The following is a 23,236-nucleotide window of genomic DNA, read 5'->3' on the forward strand; positions in this document are numbered from 1 at the left end:
AAATATGAAAAAATTATTGTTACTGTGTGGGCTTATGGTTAGCCCTTCATTATGGGCAATCACCTGTCCTGTTGAATTGCACAATGAACTGCGTATCACGGCGCAGCAGATCGAAATTCATCACACTGATCAACACGCGGTGATCACCCAACAAAATGAACTGTTAATTTCGGGGCAGCCAATAAGAGTAACGAATCAACAACAAGCGGTGTTAAGAGATTATCGACAACAGATTGATTCGATTTTGGCTGAGACTCAACAATTAACCAATAAGAACTTACAGCGTAGCCGTATCCTATTAGAAGATGTGGCGGCTCGCCTTGAAGCTCCTGGAGCTTTTGATAATGTGCAGCATCGGATCGAAGCCTTGTTTAGTGAGGTAGAGGCTCGCTATCATCATCAAGAACAATGGGTGTTTCCTGCGCAAAAATTTTCAGTCACCGAGAAAGAGTGGCAGCAAGAATTTGAACGAGCTCAGCAAGCAATCAGTCAACAATTTTTATCGGATGCTTTTATGGTGATTGCGCAAAAAATGCAGCGCCAAGGAGGAATGAATCTGACTGAACTCACTCGGCAAATGGATGATCTTAAAATCCATGTCACGCAACGTTTAAATGATTACTCACAACAATTGACCAGTGAAGTGACTGCGCTGTGTAGCTCGCTAACGCAATTGCAGCAACAAGAGCAAGTATTACATCAATCTATCCCTAGATTAAAAAACTTCTCATTACTGAATGAATCATAAGATAACGATTGTCGATGGATTGATTTTCGATTATTGTACTAGCTTACTAGTTTGATGATGTGTGAGTGGTTATGACACAAGGTAGTTCACGGGAAACCTTTGGTTCTCGACTTGGTTTTGTTTTAGCAGCCGCAGGAGCAGCGGTGGGGCTTGGGAATATTTGGGGATTTCCTACTCAAGCGGCCAGCAATGGTGGTGGCGCTTTCCTTTTTGTTTATTTAGTGCTTATTTTTGTCGTCGCTTTTCCTATGTTAGTGGTGGAGATGGCAATTGGTCGATCAGGTCAAGCTAATCCAGTCGATAGTATGCGCTCACTAACCAATCATCCTTTAGGTAAAAAGGTTGGTGCTTTCGTTGGCTGGGTAGGATTAAGTGTACCCAGCGCGGTGTTGGCGTTTTATAGTATCGTTGGTGGTTGGATCATCTGTTTTCTGTTCGCCGCGATTACTGATCTGTTGGGATTGACCAATATTAGCTCGTGGCTTAAAGGTTTTTCCGTCGAACGTAATCTATTAGGCACATTGATTTTTTACTTATTAACCATTTTGATTGTTCGTAGCGGAGTCAAACAAGGTATTGAGAAGTGGTCAACACGCTTGATGCCTGCGTTATTCGTTTTATTTGCCGTGCTGTTTGTTTATATCATGATGCAGCAGGGGGCTATGGATGGTTTAAAACATTACTTAGTACCTGATTTTGAAAAAGTGTGGGATAGAAAACTCATTTTAGCGGCGATGGGACAAGGCTTTTTCTCTTTAACGATCGGCGGTTGTTCGATGTTGATTTACGGCTCTTACTTAAGTAAAAAAGAGAACTTACCGAAGATGGCGATGAGCGTTACTTTGGTTGATACCAGTGTCGCGTTTATTGCTGGTTTAGTGGTGATGCCAGCCATGTTTGTGGCGATGCATAATGGTGTACAAATTTATGCTCAAGATGGTTCGTTACTGAGCTCGGATACTTTAGTGTTTACCGTCTTGCCATTAATGTTCGATAGTCTCGGTTTGCTTGGGCAACTGTTTGCGGTGGTGTTTTTCTTATTATTAACCATTGCCGCATTAACCTCGTCGATCTCGATGTTGGAATGTCCCGTCGCTTTGGTAAGTGAGCGCTTTAATACGCCACGGGGAAGCACCAGTTGGGTATTGGGTGGTTTGATTGCGTTATTTAGCGTCGTGATAGTGTATAACTTTGCGAGTCTATTTGGCTTGGTTGCGATGGCGGCAACTCAATATTTACAACCGACAGCGGCATTAATGTTCTGCCTATTTGGCGGCTGGGTATGGAGTCGTCATGCTAAGTTCAAAGAGTTGCAACACGGTTATCCCGAGTTTGCAGGTAGTTGGTTTGCGAAAATCTGGCCGTGGTATGTCAAATTTGTTTGTCCGCTTTTGGTGACAACCGTAATTTGGGCTTCTTTTACCTAGCTGATAATAAACCGCAAGATAGATAAATGCCCTTGTTGATAAACCACAAGGGCATTATTGGATCAGACCGGGGATGGTGGCATGATTTGCCCAGTCGTTAATGGTTCTAAATCACTATCGGTCACTTCTTCAATAAAATCACCGACAACTTGCTCAACCATCTCGTCACTTTGACTGAAATAAGCCAAATGAAAGACCGCATCGCCTTCATTGACTAATGGGAGTGTTTGTTGACCAATCACAATCCCACCTTTGCTAGCTCTTATTTCAACTTCTACATTACCGAGTGGTGAATTAATGTAGGCTAATACTTGGCCTTTTTCGACTTTATCGCCAAGTGAAACGAGGGTTCGCAAAATGCCGTCGGCTTCTGCTCGCTGCCAACTGGTGGATTTGGCGATGACTGAGGTTGGGCGTTTTTTGCGACTTGGGCGCAGCATACCGATTTCTTGCATGACGCGTTTTACGCCGACAATTCCAGCATGGATAGCGATAGGATCAAAGCGTAATGCTTCACCCGCTTCATAGGTCAATACGGTAATACCGGCTTTTTCGGCTTCGCTGCGTAACGAGCCATTACGCAGTGGTGAATCTAAAATAACTGGCGTAGCAAACGCTTCAGCGATACGTAAGGTTTCACGATTACTCAGATCAGCTCGAATTTGTGGTAAATTAGTTCGATGTATTGCACCTGTATGTAAATCAATGATGTAATCACAATTAAGTGCGACTTGAGAGAAGAAGTTATGCGCCATTCGTGAGGCGAGTGAGCCTTTTTCACTGCCAGGAAAACAGCGATTAAGATCTCGCCGATCAGGAAGGTAGCGAGATTTATGAATAAAGCCAAACACATTGACTATAGGGACAGTGATTAATGTCCCTCTTAACTTTTTTGGGTCAAGCGAGTTGATCAGTTGTCGAACGATCTCGACCCCATTAAGTTCATCTCCATGAATCGCGGCATTGACCATAAGGACCGGACCTTTCGAGATGCCATGGATGATTTCTATGGGGATGGATAGAGGAGAGTGGGTGTACAGTTTCGCAGCTTCGAGCTCAATGACTCGTTTACTTGCTGGGGGAATGGATTCCCCCAAAAATTGATAATCCGTATTTCGATTAGCCTTTACCACGTGTTTTTGTCCTTCTACTGGCCGCATTCTTCTCGATAAACTCGATGATCAGGCTGGCAATGTCTTTCCCTGTTGCGGCTTCAATGCCTTCTAAGCCCGGTGATGAATTGACTTCCATAACCAATGGGCCTCGTTCTGAGCGAAGTAAATCGACACCAGCAACATTCAGTCCCATAATCTTAGCAGCATCAATCGCTGTTTTGCGTTCTAGAGGGGTAATTTTTACTAACGATGCGGTTCCCCCACGATGTAAATTGGAGCGAAATTCACCTTCAGCACCTTGACGCTTCATGGCGGCAATCACTTTATCACCGATAACAAAGCATCGAATATCGGCGCCACCCGCTTCTTTAATGTACTCTTGCACCATAATGTTGGCTTTCAGGCCCATAAAAGCTTCAATGACACTTTCAGCCGCTTTTCGGGTTTCAGCTAATACGACACCGATACCTTGAGTACCTTCAAGCAATTTAATTACTACAGGAGCCCCTCCTACCATGTCTAACAAGTCTTTGACATCATCAGGCTTGCTGGCAAAGCCAGTGATCGGCATACCAATGCCTTTACGAGAAAGTAGCTGCATTGAACGTAACTTGTCACGTGAGCGGCTGATGGCAACAGATTCATTGGCAGGATAAACCCCCATCATTTCAAACTGACGTAATACTGCGGTGCCGTAGAAGGTGACTGAAGCACCGATCCTTGGGATCACTGCATCAAAACCACCGAGCTCTTCACCTTTAAAATGGATCTCGGGTTGGTCTGAATTGATATTCATATAACAGCGTAAGGCATCAATGACTTTTACCTCATGACCGCGCTGTTTACATGCTTCAATCAAGCGCTTCGTGGAGTACAGAGAAGCGTTACGCGATAGAATACCAATTTTCATTATTTATTTTCCTCGAAAGGGATTAAAAAAGATTGTGTAGGATCGACAATCAGTTTGTGATGCATTGCGGTTCTGCCGAGTAACATACGAAACGCCATATTCTCACGATTGGTTAGCGTTATTTCGATCGGCCAGCGTTGACCACCGAGACAAAGATCGGATTTGATCACATAGCGGGATTCCTCGTGCCCACCGGAATCACGCACGATACGTTCATCAATCACTTCGGCTTCACAGACGGTGACTTTATCTACATTATGTTGTAATGGATGAATCCAAAATCTCACCCATAGCGCGTCATCTTTGGTAAAGCTTTCTACTTTAAAAGCGTGTAAACAAGAGGTTCTTGCGCCAGTATCGATTTTGGCTTTTATTTTTTCAATGCCTAAATCAGGAAGGCTAAGTGTTTCTCTCCATCCAACAATCATTTTTTTTGTCATGGTCATTTTTTTGAATATGGTTGTGTATTTGAGCACAGTTGATGCTGCTCAGGAATGGCCCATAAGGGAAGAAAATTAGCAGCATCTCGATACGACAGTCATCGAGTCATCAGCTTGAATCGAGTTAGGTGAATAACTCGGGAAAATTCAAGGGAGCGAACTCTAGCAGCAGATAAAATCCGCAGCTAATGAATAAAATTATTCGTATCGATAAAAAAAATTGATACACCGCTTACTTTATTTTGTGACTGAATAATTCACTCATCCAATCAATGCGTTTGATTGCATCGTATAACCTGTTACGCCGGCAAGTACCAACGGGTTGAGTGAAAATTAGCCTCATTTGAATGATAGGCTTTGTTCGGTTCTGAACAAAGCCTATCATAATTATCGATTAGACAGACTGTTTTGTTGGAATATGTTCCAATAAAGCGACCATTTGTTGCCAAAATAGCGCTACAGTATCTATTTTCACTTTTTCATCTGGAGAGTGAGGGAACTTAATCGTTGGGCCAAAGGAAAGCATATCCATATGTGGGTATGGTTTTTTGAATAGTCCACACTCTAATCCGGCATGAATGACCATGATATTGGGTTTATGGCCATAAATGCCTTCATACATATCACGGAAGATGGCCATGATTTCTGAGTCGGCATCGGGTTTCCAACCAGGATAGGCTCCTGAAAAACGAACGTCGGCACCGGCTAATTCGGCGATAGAGGTTAGCATCCCTTCAACTTGGCTGCGTCCAGAATCAATCAATGAACGGATCAAACATAGCACATTCACTTGCTCTGCTTCGGTTGTGATCACGCCGACATTAAGTGAGGTTTCTACCACCCCTTGAATCTCGTCACTCATGCGGATCACACCGTTCGGACAAGCATTCAGTGCGGCAATGAAGCGTTGCTGATCGGCGCTTGAGAATACCCCTTGAGTGGTTTCTTTCGCTTGATTAAAGGTGGTAATACTGGTTTCTACTTTACCCAGTTCAGCGACTAATAATTGCTGATAATCATTAAACACTTGTTCTAACTGCGTTTCCATTTCTGCCGGGATAGCGACGGTAATAAAAGCTTCTCTTGGAATCGCATTACGTAAGCTCCCACCTCGAAACTCAATTAAACGCAGATCCAACGTTGCTGCGTAAGTGGCAAGAAAACGACCAAGCAATTTGTTAGCGTTACCGCGACCAGTATGAATGTCACAACCTGAATGGCCGCCTTTTAAGCCTTTTAAGGTTAATTGTCGGGTGATAAAGCCAGAAGGAATCGTTTCACGAGTGATGGCGAAAGTCAGTGCGCCATCAACCCCACCGGCACAGCCCATGTAGACTTCACCTTCTTGCTCTGAATCGGTATTGAGAAGAATATCGCCTTCTAGCCAACCGGCTTGCAGACCAAATGCACCTGTCATGCCGGCTTCTTCATCGATGGTCAATAAAACTTCAAGCGGGCCATGTTTGATCTCATTCGAGGCAAGTACGGCTAAACAGGTTGCCATGCCAATGCCATTATCCGCACCTAATGTGGTTCCTTTTGCTGTTACCCATTCTCCATCAATATAAGGTTGGATTGGGTCGGTCGCAAAGTCATGTTGCGTTTCTTCATTTTTTTGCGGAACCATATCAATGTGTGCTTGGAGTACAACTCCTTTTTTGTGCTCCATTCCTGCAGTGGCTGGTTTTTTGATAAACACATTGCCGATCGGATCGCGACGAACCTCTAAGCCTTGCTGAGTCGCCCAATCAATAATGTATTGAGCCAGTGCTTCTTCATGTTTAGAGGGATGAGGGATAGAACAAATTTTGTCAAAAAACTGCCAAACAGGGCTAGGTGATAAACTACTGATTTCAGAATGGAATTCAGACACTGATAACTCCTTTTTGTGATTGTCCCCGATCAATGAGCATATTTATGGATGTTTTACAGAGTAATAAACTGAGATCGGAGGTGAGACGATAATATGAAATAGCATACCACTATGCGAGATCTGGGAGTAGTGGATTTATTATCCTTCTCGATGGCTACCATTTTTCCTGCTTGAGATTTACCACGTTCGTTACGCTAGTCACATTGTTCATCGTTGTTCAGTGAGTCGCGATCAAAGTTATCTTTTGTTTATTCGGCTGAACGATGACGACAACGTGAAACATTCCGCTTATTGAGAGTCAATGATACACGTATTATTCAATTGTTTTGAGGCTTTAAGGACGAGAGGGTCTCCCCATGTTGAGTGAGGAGCGAAGACATTATTACTGATATTTGTGTAATTAAATTACCAAATTTCGTCGGGATTAGTGTTTTTTTGTGCTTTTTTGTGATTTTAGTCACCAAAAGTGTTGTAATTAATTTTCTTGGTGGTATATTTGTAACCAACTTCCCAAGTGAAGAAAAAATGCTCAAAGGATGAGTCCGATTTATCGCCTCCAAGGAACTGAGAAATCAACTTAATGACGTTTGATTTTAAAGGTGATAGTTATGAATAAAGGTTTATCTTGTGTAATGTTCTGGAAAAACAATTCTGTTTTTACTAGCAACTTTACTTATCCATCAAGTTTTGGTTATTAAATTAACCACTTGAAAGTTATGTAGTTTTGTTCACCCCTATATTAGAATCTATTGTTAATCTACAGTGATTAAAATAATTCACCGCCATCTGTACTCAGATGGCGTTTTTTTATGCTTAACGATCCGTAATAATCCTTTGCTCAGCAGATGAGCATTGTCCTCGCGAGTATCACTTCACGAACGTTGGTCTGGCGCTTTCACATTTTTAGCATAGATAAAGTCGTTTTTTTCCTACAGATTGATAGTAGTTGTGTATGGAATTTATCTGTTGATAACTTTATAATCCTCGCCAATCGATTACGCAACCGTTTACTTTGTCTGTATTAGGATTCTACCATGTTAGAAAAACTGTTTAAACTCAGTGAAAATGGCACAACCGTGCGCACTGAGATCATTGCCGGGATCACGACGTTTCTGACCATGGCTTATATTATTTTTGTGAATCCGGCAATTTTAGCGGATGCAGGAATGGACCGTGGTGCTGTCTTTGTGGCGACCTGTTTAGCGGCAGCGATTGGCTGTTTTATTATGGGTTTTGTCGCTAACTACCCGATAGCACAAGCCCCTGGCATGGGGTTAAATGCTTTCTTTACCTATGTTGTTGTACTTGGCATGGGGTATACGTGGCAAGTGGCGTTAGCGGCGGTATTTTGCTCAGGTATTTTATTTATCCTGTTGAGTCTATTTAAGATTCGTGAATGGATCATTAATTCGATTCCAATGTCGTTACGCACGGGTATCTCTGCCGGCATTGGCTTGTTTTTAGCATTTATCGCGCTTAAAAATGCTGGCATTGTGGTCGATAACCCGGCAACTTTGGTGTCAATGGGAGCGATTACCTCGTTGCCTGCTGTGTTGGGGGCGTTAAGCTTTTTCTTCACGATTGCTCTGGTTCATCGCGGTGTTAAAGGGGCGGTAATGATCGCTATTTTAGCGGTGACTATTTTAGGGTTGATTGTTGGCGATGTGACTTGGGGAGGCATCATGTCTACGCCACCAAGTATTGCTCCAACTTTCATGCAGCTTGATTTTTCAGCCGTATTTGAAATCGGCATGATTTCAATTGTGTTTGCTTTCTTGTTTGTTGACCTGTTTGATACCGCTGGAACTCTCGTTGGAGTGGCAAACAAAGCGGGTTTCATTGGTAAAGATGGTAAAATTCCACGTTTAAATCGAGCATTGCTTGCTGACTCGACAGCGACGTCTGTCGGCGCATTATTGGGCACCTCGAATACCACATCTTATGTCGAAAGTGTTTCAGGTGTGGCTGCAGGCGGTCGCACGGGCTTAACCGCGGTAGTTGTTGGCATTTTATTTATACTTGCATTATTCTTCTCGCCATTAGCGGGAATGATCCCTGCCTACGCTACGGCGGGTGCGTTGTTTTATGTCGCGATTCTAATGATGTCCGGCTTGGTAAGTATCGACTGGCGAGATCTTACAGAAGCGGCACCGACGGTAGTGACTTGCTTATTAATGCCTTTAACCTTCTCAATAGCTGAAGGTATCGCACTTGGTTTTATCTCTTACGCCGTGATTAAACTATTGAGTGGCAAAGGTCGACACGTTTCGCTTAGTGTTTGGATTATGGCGATCGTCTTTGTTATTAAGTTTATTCTTGAAGCGTAAATAGGCTCTATTTTCAAATAATTAGGTTCAATCACAATGAGTAAAAAATTCGTAATCACTTGGGACAATATGCAAAATTTTTGCCGTGAATTAGCCCAGCGTCAAATGCCTGCTGAGCAATGGAAAGGTATCCTCGGTGTGAGTCGCGGTGGGTTGGTTCCTGCAGCTATTTTAGCGCGTGAACTTGGTATTCGTTATGTTGATACCGTTTGTATCTCAAGTTACGATCATGACCATCAACGTGATATGACCGTACTGAAAGCACCTGAGCATGATGGTGAAGGTTTTCTTATTGTTGATGATTTGGTTGATAGCGGTGATACGGCACGCAAAATACGTGAAATGTACCCGAAAGCTAAATTTGTGACCGTTTGTGCTAAACCAGCAGGTAAAGATTTAGTGGATGAATACGTAGTCGATATTGAACAAGATACTTGGATTGAACAACCTTGGGATATGGCTTTAGCTTATGTTGAACCAGTGAATCGTAAGCAAAAATAACGACAATTATTGATTCATCACCAGTTTCCCGCAATTAATCGACATATGGCCCTGCAAAGGGCCTTTTTTTTGATTACTATAAGGTCTAAGCGGTTTAATAATGAGATGCATCATGTCTGAATCAAGTAATATCAACCTATCTGAAACGCTCTTTCAACAGCATAAAGAGGCGAAAGAGACTTCCTCTCTCACGCAATACATGCCGAGCAGTAGTGAGTTTTTTGAACAGAAAATGGAGCAGGACCCTTTTTCTTGGTATCGAAATTTACGTCGTTTACAGTGGGCTTGGTTAGGAATCAATCCAATTGACCAAGAAGAAGTCCTCGCCAACATGGCTTCGTCTGAGCATTCTCGTAGTCATGAAAAGTGGTTAGATACGGTGATTGGTTATCATAGTGGTAACTGGACTTATGAGTGGACAAAGCTCGGCGGGCGTTATCATAAGCAAAGTGAAGCCTTAACGGGAGAAGCGGCGGCAGAACGTATGTTTAGTGCTTCCCTTTGCTACAGTATTGCCGGTTATCCCCATTTAAAAAATGATACCTTAGCTATTCAAGCGCGAGTGTTAGCCAATGCCGCTTATAAACAAGCCTCTGAACTGACGCAGTATACGATTAAACCATTAGAGTTTGATTATCAAGGTAAGAAAATTCTTGGCCACCTACACTTATCACACACCGATGAGCCACAACCGGTGGTGATCGTTAGTGCCGGTCTTGATAGTTTGCAAACCGATATGTGGCGTCTCTTTCGTGATTATTTGGCTAAACGAAATATTGCGATGTTAACGATTGATATGCCTTCTGTTGGCCACAGTAATCATTGGTCATTAACGCAAGATTCTTCCTGTTTACACCAAGCGGTACTTAATCAATTAGCGCCCTTGCCTTGGGTTGATCATCGTCGAGTTGGTTTGATTGGTTTTCGCTTTGGTGGTAACGCCATGGTAAGACTATCGTTTATTGAATCAGATAAAATTAAAGCGTGTGTCGCTATCGGCGCTCCGGTGCATGATATTTTTGTTTCTCAGCAAAAAATGAAGCTGATGTCGAAAATGTACATGGATGTATTAGCGTCGCGAATTGGTAAGCATGCGGTTGATATTCCGAGTTTATCGGCTCAACTCATGGCATGGTCACTGAAAGTGCAAGGCTTCCTTGCGACTCGACGTACTAAAGTTCCTATTTTGGCGTTAGCGATGGAAGGTGATCCGGTTTCACCTGCCAGCGATAATCATTTGATTGCGACTTTTAGTCAAGGTGGGCAATCAAAACAGATAAAGAGTGAAAGTCTTACACGAGGATATGAGCAATCCCTCGATTTAGCGATAAAGTGGCTGGAAGAACAACTTTGCGAATGACTTTTGGCTTAAATTAGTTAAGAGTGAATTGTCTGCGTTTTTAAGCGTATGATTATTAAAAGCAATAATCATTCTTAACAAGGAGAGTCTACATGTCAGAGGCAGCAAAATATCCGACACACTATCGTTTATTATCGACGTTAAAAGCGATTGGTCCTTATTTACGGGAAGGGCAGTGCCAGGAAGGCATTTATTGGTTTGATTGTTTAGCTTTTTGTATTAACGATAAAAAATCGCCTGAAAAACGAGAGTTTTGGGGCTGGTGGATGGAGTTGACGACGACCGAAACTGGCTTTGAAGCCAATTATCGTATCGGCCGCTATAACCTCGCAGGTCAATGGGAAGAGAGTAAGCCAACGGCGGCGGCGCTGCCTGAAGTGATTCGTACCCAAGAAGATTTTCATAAAAAGTTAGCTCAAACTTTGCAGCAACGTTTTGAGTTAAGTCTGTCCCTGCATCAACAATCGACAGAGTTTGCTTAATTGTAGGTTGCCGGCTTTCTAAGCATGACAGCGTTATCACTTAATCATTGGGTTGTTGCATTTTATCGTGTTAATAAAGCACTTCCTTTACTGCTCATTGAGTGCTTAGCAGAGTAAGAAATAATTCCCACTAAAAAAAGGTGCTCTTTAGCACCTTTTCTGCTTGTGTAAGAGGCGCTGGATTGCTAAAACATCACCTCTTAAATGTTTTCTTCAACAGACAAAATCATGACAATGAATCAACAGAGCCAAACAGCGTTACAAACCATCGTTGTGAAGCTAGGAACCAGTGTTCTTACCGGTGGAACGTTAGCACTTGATCGCGCACATATGGTTGAGTTAGTCCGTCAATGTGCTGAATTAAAAAAACAAGGCCACAGTGTGGTGATTGTCTCTTCAGGAGCGATTGCAGCGGGTCGAGAGCATCTAGGTTATCCCGCATTGCCCCAAGCCATATCGAGTAAACAGTTATTGGCTGCCGTTGGTCAAAGTCAGTTGATTCAAGCGTGGGAGTCGTTATTTGCGCTTTACGGCATAAAAATTGGTCAAATGTTGTTAACTCGTGCTGATTTGGAAGATCGAGAGCGATTTTTGAATGCACGAGATACGATCAATGCGCTGATTGAGCATGGCATTATTCCGGTTGTGAATGAAAATGATGCCGTTGCGACCAATGAAATTAAAGTCGGTGATAATGATAATCTCTCGGCCTTAGTCGGTATTTTGTGTGCAGCGGATAAGCTCTTATTATTAACCGATCAGAAAGGTTTGTTTACCGCCGATCCGCGTAAAGACCCCAATGCTGAGTTAATCAAAGAGGTTAAAACCATTGATGATACGCTGCGAAAAATTGCTGGTGGAAGTGGTACAACATTAGGTACCGGAGGCATGGCGACTAAGTTGCAAGCGGCCGATATTGCTCGCCGAGCTGGGATTGAAGTGATTATCGCCGCCGGTCGAGCGCCGAATGTCATTTTTGATGCATTAAGCGACACGCCACAAGGCACACGCTTTTTAGCCCTAGAAGAGGCACTAGAAAATCGTAAACGTTGGATTTTAGCGGGGCCTGCCGCTTCTGGTGATGTGTACATTGATCAAGGCGCGGTTAATGCCTTACTTGGTAAAGGCAGCAGTTTGTTGGCCAAAGGGGTTATTAAAGTCGCGGGGGAGTTTGCGCGAGGCGAGGTCATTTGTGTGAAAGATCAACAGCAGCATCTGATTGCCCGTGGTATCAGTTCGTATTCCAGTCGCGACTTGAGTAAAATTGCCGGCCAACACAGCACCATGATCATTGATATTCTTGGTTATGATTACGGCGCTGAAGTCATTCACCGTGATAATATGGTCGTTATTCAAGAATAGGGGAGAAGAATCGTGGATTTAATCGAAATGGGTAAGGCGGCAAAATCGGCCTCGTTTCAACTTGCTACCGCTTCAACTGCGCAGAAAAATCAAGCACTCGCGATAATTGCGGATGAATTAGAAGCGAATATGGACGCTATTTTAGCGGCGAATGCCAAGGATATTGCTTTAGGGCAAGCGTCAGGTTTAAGTGAAGCGTTGCTCGATAGACTTCTGCTTAATGAATCACGCTTACAGGCCATCGCCCATGATGTGCGTAATGTCATCAGTTTACCTGATCCTGTCGGCAGTGAAATGGACAGTAAAGTCCTTGAAAATGGCATGTCATTAGCTCGTCGTCGTGTTCCCCTTGGTGTGGTGGGCGTTATTTACGAAGCCCGCCCTAATGTCACGATTGATATTGCCGCGTTATGTTTAAAAACTGGTAATGCAGCCATTTTACGTGGTAGTAAAGAGACTTTTTTCTCCAATCTTGAGTTAGTTAAAGTGATTCAGTTAGCTTTGAGCAAAGCTGAACTCCCTATGGCTTCTGTTCAATATATCAGTCAACCCGAGCGTGAATACGTTACTCAATTATTAACAATGGATCAGTATGTCGATATGATCATTCCGCGTGGTGGTGCTGGATTACATCAAATGTGTAAGGAAAACAGCACCATTCCAGTGATCATTGGCGGTTTTGGTATCAGCCATATTTTTGTTGATGAGAGTGCCGACCTTGATAAGTCGCTTGCGGTGATTGAAAATGCCAAAATGCAACGTCCATCAGCCTGCAATGCATTAGATACCTTACTGGTTCATCAAGCGATCGCTCAACCTTTGTTAGAAAAACTGCAGCATCAACTGCACGATAAACTGACGTTAGTCGTCGATGAACATGCCAAAGCACTGCTTCCCGAGGCAAACAATATTCGCCTCGCACAAGCGGGAGATTTTGATACCGAATGGTTAAGTTATACCTTAGGTGTTAAAGTCGTTAGTGGTGTTGAGCAGGCAATCGATCATATGCGTGAGCATAATGCCAGCCATTCCGATGCTATTATGACTAACGATCTGTTCAATGCTGAGCGGTTTGTTAATACCGCGGGCTCTGCTGCGGTCTATGTCAATGCTTCGACTCGTTTTACCGATGGTGCGCAATTTGGTTTAGGGGCAGAAGTCGCTGTGTCGACCCAAAAACTGCATGCTCGCGGCCCAATGGGACTCGAAGAGTTGACCAGTTACAAATGGGTTGGTCAAGGAAACTATTTATTACGTCATTAACGGTATCGCGTTAGTGTTCATCATGAGTAACCACTTGTGATGGCGGTGCTTAACAAATTTGAGCAAATCTACGAGCAAAAGGGGCTTATTAGCCCCTTTTTCTTTTGTTCATATGCCCATTTCCGGTACACTGATTGCCTTGCTATGGAGGTATTATGCATTGTCCTTTTTGCTCTGAAAACGAAACAAAAGTTATCGATTCTCGTCTAGTGGCTGATGGTCACCAAGTGCGCCGTCGTCGGCAATGTTTGACTTGTAGCGAACGTTTCACCACGTTTGAAACCGCAGAGCTAGTGATGCCAAGAGTCATCAAATCCAACGGTAATCGAGAGCCATTTGATGAAGAAAAAATGATCGGTGGGATGCTACGCGCTTTAGAAAAACGCCCGGTTAGCGCCGATGCGATTGAGTTAGCGATCAGTACCATTAAATCTAAATTACGCGCCACCGGCGAACGGGGAAGTTCCGAGTGAATTGATCGGTAATTTAGTGATGGAACAACTAAAAGAGTTAGATAAGGTGGCATACATTCGCTTTGCCTCGGTTTATCGTAGTTTTGAAGATATTCGCGAGTTTGGTGAAGAGATTGCTAAATTAGAAAATTGAACGTGAGTCCGATGATGTCAAACTTTTCTGCTGTCGATTATCAAATGATGGCGCGAGCCATTCAACTTGCTCAGCGCGGACGCTTTACTACGGCGCCGAATCCAAAGGTTGGGTGTGTGATTACTCAACAAGGCCGCATTGTTGGCGAAGGTTTCCATTATCGAGCTGGTCAGCCACATGCTGAGGTGCACGCTTTGCGTATGGCTAAAGAGTACGCTCGTGGTGCGACCGCTTATGTGACACTAGAGCCTTGTTCTCACTATGGGCGAACGCCTCCTTGTGCTGAAGGGTTAATTCAAGCCGGAGTAGCAAAGGTGATTTGCGCGATGCAAGACCCCAATCCACAAGTTTCTGGACGCGGTATTGCTATGTTGCGAGAAGCAGGCATTGAGGTGGAGGTTGGTTTATTAGAAGCGGATGCGAAGGTGCTTAATCCTGCATTTATTAAACGGATGCAAACCGGAATGCCTTATGTTCAGCTAAAATTAGCGGCCAGTCTGGATGGACAAACGGCACTGGCTAATGGCGAAAGTCAATGGATAACCTCAGCACAAGCACGGCAAGATGTTCAAGTGTATCGAGCGCAAGCAGGAGCGGTGTTATCAACCAGTCAAACGGTGATCGCCGATAACGCCTCATTAGCGGTACGTTGGTCTGAATTACCAGCCGATGTGCAACAGCAATACCCTCATGCAGAACTTCGCCAGCCAACTCGTGTGATACTTGACCGCCAGCATCAATTGCACCAATCACTGGCTCTTTATGCCACCACTTCACCGATAATTCGTGTAGCAGAACAAGACGCGGAACTGTGCGTGCCATTGAATGAACATCAACAGCTCGATCTGCGTGATACCTTAGCCAGTTTGGCTGAACAGTATCAGATCAATCATCTTTGGGTAGAAGCTGGGCCAACATTGGCCAAAAGCTTGCTTGAGCAGCAACTGGTAGATGAACTAATCATCTACCTTGCGCCGAAAATCATGGGCAGTGACGGCCGTGGTTTATTAGGAGCCTTAGGTTTTACTCATATGGATCAAGCATTAGGATTAGTCATTCAAGACTGTCGAATGGTCGGCCCAGATCTTCGCCTAACGGCAACTCTCACCTCAACCCAATAAGATAACTGATTATGTTTACCGGAATTATAGAAGCTGTGGGCTCCTTGGTTGAGATGACTCGCCAAGGTGAAGACGTCACCATTACCGTTGCTACGGGAAAACTCGATATGAGTGATGTTAAACTCGGCGATAGCATTGCTACTAACGGTGTGTGTTTAACCGTTATTGATGTCAGTTCTCAACATTACTGTGCCGATCTCTCATTAGAAACACTCAATAAATCAGCGTTTGCTCACTATCAAGTCGGAGAAAAACTCAACTTAGAAAAAGCCATGCTTCCGACGACGCGTTTTGGTGGGCATATTGTGTCGGGACACGTTGATGGGATTGGTGAAATTATTGAACGCCAATGGGTGGGGCGTGCGATTGAATTGTGGGTGAGCTTACCGAATGAGTTAACTAGGTATGTTGCTGAAAAAGGCTCGATCACTATTGATGGGATTAGCTTAACCGTCAATGGGTTACGAAAAAATGCCTTTAAGCTGACCATCGTGCCGCATACCTCGTTAGAAACGACCATTGACGGCTTTCAACCTGGTCGCAAGGTGAACCTCGAAGTGGATGTGCTTGCTCGATATTTAGAACGTTTATTGGTCGGTGGTCAGAATGAGCCCGAATCACCTTCTCGAATGACAATGGAATTCTTACAACAAAATGGTTTTGCGTAATCATACGTGACGCAATAAGACAAAATATAGGACAAGAGTCATGTCAATTAGTACCCCACAAGACATTATCGAAGATATTCGCTTAGGCAAAATGGTTATCTTGATGGACGATGAAGATCGCGAAAATGAAGGCGATTTAATCATGGCCGCTGAGCATATCACACCAGAAGCGATCAATTTTATGGCGACTCATGGGCGTGGGTTGATTTGTTTAACCATGACCAAAAGCCGTTGTCAGCACTTAGGGCTAGCCCCGATGGTGCAAGACAATAACGCACAATATACCACCAACTTTACGGTATCGATTGAAGCAGCAGAAGGCGTGACGACGGGGATATCAGCGGCCGATCGCGCACGTACGGTGCAAGCTGCCGTGGCAAAAGAGGCCAAAGCGGCTGATTTAGTCCAACCTGGGCATATTTTCCCATTAGCAGCGCAAGATGGCGGGGTGCTCACCCGCGCAGGTCATACCGAAGCGGGCTGCGATTTAGCGCGTCTCGCTGGGCTTGAGCCTGCGTCAGTGATTGTCGAGATCCTCAATGACGATGGCAGTATGGCTCGTCGCCCCGATCTGGAAGTTTTTGCTAAAAAACACGACATCAAATTAGGTACCATTGCCGATTTAATTGAGTATCGTAATAATACAGAAACCACCATCGAACGGGTCGCGCAATGCCAATTGCCAACCGAATTCGGTGAATTTGAGCTGGTGACGTATCGCGATATCATTGACAATCAAATTCATTTTGCTTTGCGCAAAGAGAGCGTGAGTCAGCAAGCGCCTTTAGTGCGTGTTCATCTACAAGATACCTTTACTGATCTATTACGTAGCGATCGCAGCGCCGATCGTAGTTGGACTTTGGATAAAGCCATGCAACGTATTGGTCAAGAAGGGGGCGTGTTGGTGATTCTTGGTAATGAAGAGTCCACTGATCTGCTTATCCATCGCGTTAAAATGTTTGAACAGCAAGATAAAGGCGCAGCCCCAACGATGGCGAAAAAGCAAGGGACATCTCGACGGGTCGGGGTTGGCTCACAGATCCTTGCCGATTTAGGCGTCAGTGATATGCGTTTGCTCTCTTCAGCCAATAAGAAATACCACGCCTTGGGTGGATTTGGCTTAAATGTTGTCGAGTATATCAGCGAGTAAGCCAGTTATTCTACGTTCGGCTCGTTAAGTCTGCACGATAGGCCGCCCTTGTGGCGGCAAATTACTATTAGATATCGTTCACAAATTTGTGCTAGAATCCGGCGATTCTCACTTGATGAACAGAGTTAAAGGAAAGCTTATGAAAGTGATCGAAGGTGGTTTCCCTGCCCCCCATGCCAAAGTTGCGATTGTGATTTCTCGTTTCAACAGTTTTATTAACGAAAGTCTGCTGTCTGGTGCCATCGATACTTTAAAGCGTCATGGTCAAGTTAGCGACGAGAATATTACCGTTGTGCGTTGTCCTGGTGCGGTTGAGCTGCCACTGGTGGCTCAGCGCGTTGCCAAAACAGGCAAATTTGATGCGATAGTGTCACTGGGTTCGGTTATTCGTGGTGGTACACCACACTTTGACTATGTTTGCAGTGAAATGAATAAAGGGTTAGCCCAAGTGTCGATGGAATTCAGTATTCCTGTCGCGTTTGGTGTATTAACTGTTGATACTATCGATCAAGCTATTGAACGCGCAGGAACCAAGGCTGGTAATAAAGGTGCAGAAGCAGCACTTAGCGCACTTGAGATGATAAACGTTCTTTCTGAAATCGATTCCTAATGGGGGCCAGTGTGAAACCAGCCGCACGTCGTAATGCACGTCAATTTGCGCTACAAGCTATTTATTCGTGGCAAATTACTAAAGAGAATGTGGCGACTATTGAAGAGCAGTTCTTATCCGGTGGTAAGTATGATGAAGAAGAACATCATGCAGCAGAGCCTGCGCTATCGGCTCCACAAACCGATGTGACCTATTTCCGTGATCTGCTTGTCGGCGTTGTGCTCAATCATACCGAGCTAGATAGCAAACTACGTCCTTTTGTTTCTCGTCCGATGCAAGATTTGGATATGATGGAACTTGCGCTACTTCGTCTAGCGATGTATGAAATGACTCGACGCGAAGATGTTCCTTATAAGGTCGTGATTAACGAGGCCATTGAGCTAGCAAAAGTGTTTGCAGCAGAAGATAGCCATAAGTTTGTGAATGGCGTGCTTGATAAAGCCGCTCCTCATGTACGCAAAAAAGCGTAATCAGTTTTGGCATAAAAGGTCAGCATTCGCTGGCCTTTTTTATAGATAAAATCGACCAATGAGTCCGTCTACAACGGTTGAGCGAGTGTTATTGATGGGCTTAGTTTTACTAACCGCATTCACATCGTATGAATGAATTATTCGGTGGGTTCGTTGGTCTGGCTAGAGAATCATCCATGTTAGGTGAATTTAATTTTATTGAACACTATTTGGCAGCACGTCAACCACAGCGTAAAGATGTCCATTTAGCTTTGGGGGATGATTGTGCGATCGTCAATGTACCAGAGAATGTTCGGCTGGCTATCAGTACCGATACCTTAGTTGCAGGGACACATTTTCTGGCTAATGCTAATCCAGCGTGGGTGGCACATAAAGCCCTTGCTTCTAATATCAGTGATTTAGCCGCGATGGGGGCAACCCCTGCTTGGGTCTCGATGGCACTTACTTTACCTGAGATTAACCCCAATTGGCTTGATCCATTTTGTGGAGCCTTTTTTGATTTAGCGAACTACTACAATGTACAATTGATTGGTGGTGATACCACCAAAGGTCCGTTGAGCATCACTCTCACAGTGCAAGGTTTTGTACCGCAAGATAAAGCCTTGTTACGTTCTGGTGCGAAAGTTGGGGACTGGATTTATGTCACAGGGCAACTCGGCGATAGTAAAGCGGGGCTGGAGGTGATACTCGATGCGAGTAAACGTGCTCTACCTTGTGCATCGGTGTTAGAGTCACGTCATTACGTATCGACCCCGCGAGTACTCGCCGGACAAGCCTTGCTCAATTTGGCCTCATCAGCGATTGATATTTCTGATGGCCTAGTCGCGGATTTAAACCATATTTTAAGTGCTTCGCAAGTGGGAGCGAGTCTTGATTTGCATACTTTGCCGTTGTCTGAAGCGTTAGTGCAGTACACGGGGGATCCGCTCATTGCACAGCAGTATGCATTAACCAGTGGTGAAGAGTACGAACTCTGCTTTACGGTGCCTGAAGAGAATAAGGGATCGTTAGCAAGCGCTCTGGCCCATACCGCGACGCCTATCACCTGCATTGGTCAAATTCGTCCTCATGGCGTGTTTGACTTACTCAACCATGGGCAAAAAGTCGACTGGTCGTTGACTGGTTATGATCATTTTAAGGAATCAGCATGAGTCATCCTCTTTCTCGTCTTTCACTACGCAATCCATGGCATTTACTGGCGACCGGATTTGGCAGTGGTTTATCGCCGATCATTCCCGGTACGATGGGGACATTAGCTTCTATTCCTCTGTATCTACTTCTAGTGCAACTACCCTTATTTGCCTATCTTTTCGTCGTCTTAATGGCGTGTATTCTCGGTGTAAAAATTTGCCAAGTGACGTCAACAGATATGCAAGTTCACGATCATGGTTCGATTGTTTGGGATGAGTTTGCTGGTTTTTGGATCACCATGTCTATTGTTCCGTTACTGCAATTGCCAATCTTTGATTGGCAATGGATTGTTACGGGATTCGTACTCTTTCGTTTTTTTGATATGGTCAAGCCATGGCCAATTGGATGGCTGGATAAGCAAGTCGAAGGTGGTGTAGGAATTATGCTCGATGATATCGTCGCTGGTATCATGGCGGCTATCATGCTGTTTTTTGTTGGGCAGTGGGCGGGATGGCTAAACTAAGTACAGTTAGGTCGTGTTGGTCAATCATCAATAAGGGAGCAGAGGCTCCCTTATGGGTAAACCAAACTAAAGTTTGTTCAGATCGGCTTCAATTTCAGCAATTTTGCTGGCCACTACTTTCTCTAAGTGACGTAAATCACTCAATATTTTTTGTTTAACGTCCACCTCACCGCCGTTATCTCCGGCGTTCTCATTACGTGTGAGTTGGTTCAACTCATCAATAACTAAGGTAAGAGTACGATTGATTTCGCTTATCTCTCGGTATTGATGAGTGCCACCATCGACCAAAACCGTTTTGATCTGTCTTGGGTATTTAAATTTGACACTTTTAGCAAAAAACTCACCTTTCTGTTTCTTGAAATAGATTTTTAGCACATCTTTTTGCGCTTCTTGGCGCAATGAGTAACGTTCAATCGTATGGGGTTGATCGATTCCCAAGCTGGTGAGTTGTGGAAACATAAGCATCCTCTGCATTGTTTTGAGTGATTAAGGCGATAAAGCTTCTTGGTGAGAAGAAGAGAGCTGAGCAATAGTATCAATTAATCGTTCACGTAGGGCATTTTGCTCTTGGTCTGTGAGTTTAGCCCCTTGTTGATTGGTTAAAATAAATAAGTCTTCTGCACGCTCCCCTAAGGTAGTAATTTTTGCTCCATGTAAATCTAAGTTTAATTCGGCAAACGTCGCCCCTATGGTAGCCAGTAATCCCGGCGTATCGAGAGCAACCAGCTCCATTAGGGTGCGTTTTTTGCTTTTTGTTGGTAAAAAGTCTACCTGAGTTCGAACCGTGAAATGTTGCAGATTACGTGGGATACGGCGCGTTTTGAGTCTTGTTGGACGGCCATCGGTCAATACATGAGTTAAATGCTTAATTAACGCATGATGACGGTTTTCTTCAATTGCTTGGCCGTTGTGATCTAAGACCATAAAGGTATCTAAAACATAGCCATCTTTACTGGTCATGATTTGCGCGTCATGGACGTTAAGATTTCGACGGTCTAATTCGGCGACCACCGTTGCAAACAATGCGGGCTGATCTTTGGTATACACAAACACTTCGGTGCCACCGCGAGTGGCTTTTTTACTGATTAACACCAAGGGTTCAGTGGGCGATGAGTGCGTTAAAATGTGCATACCATGCCATGCTATTTGTTTGTGAGTATGGCGTAAAAAGTAATCGGCTTTAAATCGTTGCCACAATTGCTCGATTTCACGACTATGAAAGCCTTCTTTACGCAGTTGTGCAGACGCCATTTGTTGGTTATGGCGAATTCGCTCCCTGACATCAACTGGATGTTCAAGTCCGCGTCTTAAGGCTCTTTGTGTTGAATAAAAGAGTTCAGCCAGTAAGGTTCGTTTCCAACTGTTCCATAAATCGGGATTAGTGGCGCAAATATCAGCCACCGTTAAACAGACTAAGTATTCCAGATACTCTTCATCGCGGACTTTTTTAGCAAATTCGATGATCACGTCTGGATCATAAATGTCGCGTCGTTGAGCGGTAACGGACATTAATAAGTGATTTTGGACTAACCAAGCCACCAGTTTTGCTTCTGGCTTAGAGAGGCCGTGTTCGATACAAAAATCGTAAGCTTCACTCGCGCCGATTTCTGAATGATCGCCGCCGCGACCTTTAGCAATATCATGGAAAATGGCCGCGAGGATCAGCAGTTCTTTTTTTTGTATTTTCGGGAAAATCTCACAGCAAATAGGATGACGCTGATGGTTTTTCGGGTCATTAAACAGATGGATATGTTTTAGCAGACGAATACTGTGCTCATCAACGGTATAGACATGAAACAAGTCAAATTGCATCTGCCCAACTATTTGACTCCATTGTGGTAAATAGGCGGCCAACACGCCCAATTTATGCATTTGTCCAAACGCTTTGTGAAGCGCATTGGGGTGACGGGTCAGCGCGAGAAACTTTTCACGCGCAGCAGGAATCGTATGCAAAAATTTGTTCAATCGTCGCCGCGCGGTTCTTAATTGACGCATCGTAGAAGGGGCAACCCCATCAATGCTCGAGTCATTGGCCATGAGCAAAAACATGTCGAGAATGGTTTCAGGTCGAGCTTGAAAAAGAGCGGGCTTTCGAGCTTCAATTAATGAACCACGACGCTGAAAGTCGTGATTAATGATCTCGGCTTTAATTTCTTCACCACGGTTTAAGATCGCTTGATCAAACAACTTCAAGAGCATTTTATTGAGTTCAGATACGCGGCGTAAGGTGCGATAGAACTCCTTCATCATTTTTTCGACCGCTCGATTGCCTTCGCCAGTAAATCCAAGGTGTTCGGCAACTTGAGCTTGATGGGCAAAGCCGAGTCGATTGTCATAACGTTTTAGTTCAAGATGCAGAGCGAAGCGAACTCGCCACAAAAAATCTTGGCATTCGGCCAGTTCACGAAATTCAGCGTCAGTGAGAAAGCCGAAGCGGCTCATTTCATACAGTGATGTCGCCCCAAAATGGCGACGAGCAACCCAGCTTAAGGTATGAATATCTCTTAGACCGCCAGGCGTTGATTTAATGTCGGGCTCAAGATTATAGGCCGTATCGTGATAACGGGCATGACGCTCACGCTGTTCTTGAATTTTAGCTTGGTAGAAACATTCACTTGGCCAAAAAGATTCACTATGAATGGCTGATTGTAAACGATGGAAAATACGGTCACTGCCGCACAACAAGCGCGCCTCTTGCAAATTGGTGGCCACGGTTAAGTCCGCTTTACCAATCTCAATACACTCTTCTACGGTACGCACAGCATGGCCCACTTCTAGGCGCAAGTCCCATAATAAGGTAATGAATTGACTGACTTTACTGCCAATACCATCGGCTAATCGGGTCGTAGAAACGACTAAAATATCAATATCTGATAAGGGATGTAATTCAGCTCTTCCGTATCCGCCAACAGCGGCCAGACAGAGGTCATTGAGTTTATCAAACCCAAAATGTTGCCAAAGACGATTAAGGAGCATGTCCATATAATCGGCACGGCCAACCACGAGATCACTGACCGGATGGCGAGAGAGAAACGCTTGGCGCTGGTAGGCAGAAAAAAGGTCGAGTTGCTGTTTTAATTGCTCAACCGTGAGCTGTTGGTCGGTGTAATTCAGCGGGGATAAATAAGCCATAACAGTGCGGTCCATGC

Annotated in this window: 21 protein-coding genes and 1 pseudogene; 16 read left to right on the forward strand and 6 right to left on the reverse strand. The window is 44.3% G+C overall.

The annotated features are described in order from the left end of the window. Window positions 1-4: 4 nt before the first annotated feature. Both VIB_RS03535 and VIB_RS03540 read left to right on the forward strand, forming a co-directional pair. Window positions 5-748 carry a DUF2884 family protein gene (locus tag VIB_RS03535; protein WP_167535081.1) on the forward strand — a complete coding sequence of 248 codons (744 nt, stop codon included), beginning with the start codon at window positions 5-7 and terminating at the stop codon, window positions 746-748. Between the two features lie 71 nt (window positions 749-819). Then, entirely contained in the window at window positions 820-2,175 is a 1,356-nt protein-coding gene (locus VIB_RS03540) for a sodium-dependent transporter (RefSeq protein ID WP_040904067.1), read from the forward strand. Window positions 2,176-2,237: 62 nt separating this feature from the next. Here VIB_RS03540 and VIB_RS03545 read toward each other — a convergent pair whose 3' ends face one another. The 4 genes from VIB_RS03545 to VIB_RS03560 form a co-directional block, all read right to left on the reverse strand. Further along, window positions 2,238-3,335 carry a succinylglutamate desuccinylase/aspartoacylase family protein gene (locus VIB_RS03545; protein ID WP_004394636.1) on the reverse strand — a complete coding sequence of 366 codons (1,098 nt, stop codon included), beginning with the start codon at window positions 3,333-3,335 and terminating at the stop codon, window positions 2,238-2,240. Next, window positions 3,295-4,200, reverse strand: coding sequence for a 30S ribosomal protein S6--L-glutamate ligase (rimK, locus tag VIB_RS03550; protein WP_004394638.1), 906 nt, complete (start codon window positions 4,198-4,200; stop codon window positions 3,295-3,297). The genes VIB_RS03545 and rimK overlap by 41 nt, the downstream gene beginning before the upstream one ends. After that, the gene (locus VIB_RS03555) at window positions 4,200-4,640 is read right to left on the reverse strand and encodes an ATP-dependent zinc protease family protein (protein WP_040904070.1); all 441 of its coding nucleotides are present in this window, start codon (window positions 4,638-4,640) and stop codon (window positions 4,200-4,202) included. The genes rimK and VIB_RS03555 overlap by 1 nt, the downstream gene beginning before the upstream one ends. Window positions 4,641-5,034: 394 nt before the next feature. Further along, on the reverse strand, window positions 5,035-6,513 hold the full coding sequence (locus tag VIB_RS03560) for an aminoacyl-histidine dipeptidase (RefSeq protein WP_004394639.1): 1,479 nt from the start codon (window positions 6,511-6,513) through the stop codon (window positions 5,035-5,037). A gap of 1,034 nt (window positions 6,514-7,547) precedes the next feature. Between VIB_RS03560 and VIB_RS03565 the strand changes: the two genes are divergently transcribed. The 14 genes and pseudogenes from VIB_RS03565 (at window position 7,548) to pgpA (ending at window position 20,087) form a co-directional block, all read left to right on the forward strand. Continuing rightward, window positions 7,548-8,840, forward strand: a complete 1,293-nt coding sequence (locus tag VIB_RS03565) for an NCS2 family permease (protein ID WP_004394640.1) — start codon at window positions 7,548-7,550, stop codon at window positions 8,838-8,840. Window positions 8,841-8,876: 36 nt separating this feature from the next. Further along, window positions 8,877-9,341 carry a xanthine phosphoribosyltransferase gene (gene gpt / locus VIB_RS03570; protein ID WP_004394641.1) on the forward strand — a complete coding sequence of 155 codons (465 nt, stop codon included), beginning with the start codon at window positions 8,877-8,879 and terminating at the stop codon, window positions 9,339-9,341. A gap of 112 nt (window positions 9,342-9,453) precedes the next feature. Continuing rightward, complete coding sequence (frsA, locus tag VIB_RS03575) at window positions 9,454-10,701, forward strand: esterase FrsA (protein WP_004394642.1); 1,248 nt, start codon at window positions 9,454-9,456, stop codon at window positions 10,699-10,701. 92 nt (window positions 10,702-10,793) lie between these two features. Next, window positions 10,794-11,183, forward strand: coding sequence for a sigma factor-binding protein Crl (gene crl / locus VIB_RS03580; protein ID WP_040904073.1), 390 nt, complete (start codon window positions 10,794-10,796; stop codon window positions 11,181-11,183). Window positions 11,184-11,411: 228 nt separating this feature from the next. Next, window positions 11,412-12,545, forward strand: a complete 1,134-nt coding sequence (proB, locus tag VIB_RS03585; protein ID WP_115152743.1) for a glutamate 5-kinase — start codon at window positions 11,412-11,414, stop codon at window positions 12,543-12,545. Between the two features lie 12 nt (window positions 12,546-12,557). Continuing rightward, window positions 12,558-13,808: a glutamate-5-semialdehyde dehydrogenase gene (locus VIB_RS03590; RefSeq protein ID WP_004394645.1), complete on the forward strand. Its 1,251-nt coding sequence runs from the start codon at window positions 12,558-12,560 to the stop codon at window positions 13,806-13,808. Window positions 13,809-13,963: 155 nt separating this feature from the next. Then, window positions 13,964-14,414, forward strand: a pseudogene (gene nrdR, locus VIB_RS03595) (transcriptional regulator NrdR). Between the two features lie 14 nt (window positions 14,415-14,428). Beyond that, window positions 14,429-15,535 (forward strand): bifunctional diaminohydroxyphosphoribosylaminopyrimidine deaminase/5-amino-6-(5-phosphoribosylamino)uracil reductase RibD, encoded by a 1,107-nt coding sequence (gene ribD / locus VIB_RS03600; protein ID WP_040904720.1) that lies wholly within the window; start codon window positions 14,429-14,431, stop codon window positions 15,533-15,535. An 11-nt stretch (window positions 15,536-15,546) separates the two neighbouring features. After that, entirely contained in the window at window positions 15,547-16,203 is a 657-nt protein-coding gene (locus VIB_RS03605) for a riboflavin synthase (RefSeq protein ID WP_004394647.1), read from the forward strand. Window positions 16,204-16,243: 40 nt separating this feature from the next. Continuing rightward, a complete protein-coding gene (ribBA, locus tag VIB_RS03610; protein WP_004394648.1) occupies window positions 16,244-17,353 on the forward strand; it encodes a bifunctional 3,4-dihydroxy-2-butanone-4-phosphate synthase/GTP cyclohydrolase II in 1,110 nt (369 codons plus the stop codon). Window positions 17,354-17,492: 139 nt separating this feature from the next. Next, on the forward strand, window positions 17,493-17,963 hold the full coding sequence (gene ribH, locus VIB_RS03615) for a 6,7-dimethyl-8-ribityllumazine synthase (RefSeq protein WP_004394649.1): 471 nt from the start codon (window positions 17,493-17,495) through the stop codon (window positions 17,961-17,963). Next, complete coding sequence (nusB, locus tag VIB_RS03620; RefSeq protein WP_004394650.1) at window positions 17,963-18,433, forward strand: transcription antitermination factor NusB; 471 nt, start codon at window positions 17,963-17,965, stop codon at window positions 18,431-18,433. The genes ribH and nusB overlap by 1 nt, the downstream gene beginning before the upstream one ends. Before the next feature lie 176 nt (window positions 18,434-18,609). Next, window positions 18,610-19,584 carry a thiamine-phosphate kinase gene (gene thiL / locus VIB_RS03625; RefSeq protein ID WP_040904076.1) on the forward strand — a complete coding sequence of 325 codons (975 nt, stop codon included), beginning with the start codon at window positions 18,610-18,612 and terminating at the stop codon, window positions 19,582-19,584. Continuing rightward, window positions 19,581-20,087: a phosphatidylglycerophosphatase A gene (gene pgpA, locus VIB_RS03630; protein WP_040904079.1), complete on the forward strand. Its 507-nt coding sequence runs from the start codon at window positions 19,581-19,583 to the stop codon at window positions 20,085-20,087. The genes thiL and pgpA overlap by 4 nt, the downstream gene beginning before the upstream one ends. 66 nt (window positions 20,088-20,153) lie before the next feature. Here the strand turns inward: pgpA and VIB_RS03635 are convergent, their stop codons facing one another. Both VIB_RS03635 and glnD read right to left on the reverse strand, forming a co-directional pair. Continuing rightward, entirely contained in the window at window positions 20,154-20,546 is a 393-nt protein-coding gene (locus tag VIB_RS03635; protein WP_004394653.1) for a DUF3461 family protein, read from the reverse strand. A gap of 27 nt (window positions 20,547-20,573) precedes the next feature. Further along, window positions 20,574-23,219, reverse strand: coding sequence for a bifunctional uridylyltransferase/uridylyl-removing protein GlnD (gene glnD / locus VIB_RS03640; protein WP_004394654.1), 2,646 nt, complete (start codon window positions 23,217-23,219; stop codon window positions 20,574-20,576). Between the last annotated feature and the right edge of the window lie 17 nt (window positions 23,220-23,236).

Source organism: Vibrio metschnikovii CIP 69.14, assembly GCF_000176155.1.
Classification (GTDB): Bacteria; Pseudomonadota; Gammaproteobacteria; order Enterobacterales; family Vibrionaceae; genus Vibrio; species Vibrio metschnikovii.

Excerpts from the sequence above, each read along its gene's own strand:
- VIB_RS03535 (WP_167535081.1), top strand. The coding sequence starts at position 5 with ATGAAAAAATTATTGTTACTGTGTGGGCTTATGGTTAGCCCTTCATTA.
- VIB_RS03540 (WP_040904067.1), top strand. The coding sequence starts at position 820 with ATGACACAAGGTAGTTCACGGGAAACCTTTGGTTCTCGACTTGGTTTT.
- VIB_RS03545 (WP_004394636.1), bottom strand. The coding sequence starts at position 3,335 with ATGCGGCCAGTAGAAGGACAAAAACACGTGGTAAAGGCTAATCGAAAT.
- rimK (WP_004394638.1), bottom strand. The coding sequence starts at position 4,200 with ATGAAAATTGGTATTCTATCGCGTAACGCTTCTCTGTACTCCACGAAG.
- VIB_RS03555 (WP_040904070.1), bottom strand. The coding sequence starts at position 4,640 with ATGACAAAAAAAATGATTGTTGGATGGAGAGAAACACTTAGCCTTCCT.
- VIB_RS03565 (WP_004394640.1), top strand. The coding sequence starts at position 7,548 with ATGTTAGAAAAACTGTTTAAACTCAGTGAAAATGGCACAACCGTGCGC.
- gpt (WP_004394641.1), top strand. The coding sequence starts at position 8,877 with ATGAGTAAAAAATTCGTAATCACTTGGGACAATATGCAAAATTTTTGC.
- frsA (WP_004394642.1), top strand. The coding sequence starts at position 9,454 with ATGTCTGAATCAAGTAATATCAACCTATCTGAAACGCTCTTTCAACAG.
- crl (WP_040904073.1), top strand. The coding sequence starts at position 10,794 with ATGTCAGAGGCAGCAAAATATCCGACACACTATCGTTTATTATCGACG.
- proB (WP_115152743.1), top strand. The coding sequence starts at position 11,412 with ATGACAATGAATCAACAGAGCCAAACAGCGTTACAAACCATCGTTGTG.
- ribD (WP_040904720.1), top strand. The coding sequence starts at position 14,429 with ATGTCAAACTTTTCTGCTGTCGATTATCAAATGATGGCGCGAGCCATT.
- VIB_RS03605 (WP_004394647.1), top strand. The coding sequence starts at position 15,547 with ATGTTTACCGGAATTATAGAAGCTGTGGGCTCCTTGGTTGAGATGACT.
- ribBA (WP_004394648.1), top strand. The coding sequence starts at position 16,244 with ATGTCAATTAGTACCCCACAAGACATTATCGAAGATATTCGCTTAGGC.
- ribH (WP_004394649.1), top strand. The coding sequence starts at position 17,493 with ATGAAAGTGATCGAAGGTGGTTTCCCTGCCCCCCATGCCAAAGTTGCG.
- nusB (WP_004394650.1), top strand. The coding sequence starts at position 17,963 with ATGGGGGCCAGTGTGAAACCAGCCGCACGTCGTAATGCACGTCAATTT.
- thiL (WP_040904076.1), top strand. The coding sequence starts at position 18,610 with ATGTTAGGTGAATTTAATTTTATTGAACACTATTTGGCAGCACGTCAA.
- pgpA (WP_040904079.1), top strand. The coding sequence starts at position 19,581 with ATGAGTCATCCTCTTTCTCGTCTTTCACTACGCAATCCATGGCATTTA.
- VIB_RS03635 (WP_004394653.1), bottom strand. The coding sequence starts at position 20,546 with ATGTTTCCACAACTCACCAGCTTGGGAATCGATCAACCCCATACGATT.
- glnD (WP_004394654.1), bottom strand. The coding sequence starts at position 23,219 with ATGGCTTATTTATCCCCGCTGAATTACACCGACCAACAGCTCACGGTT.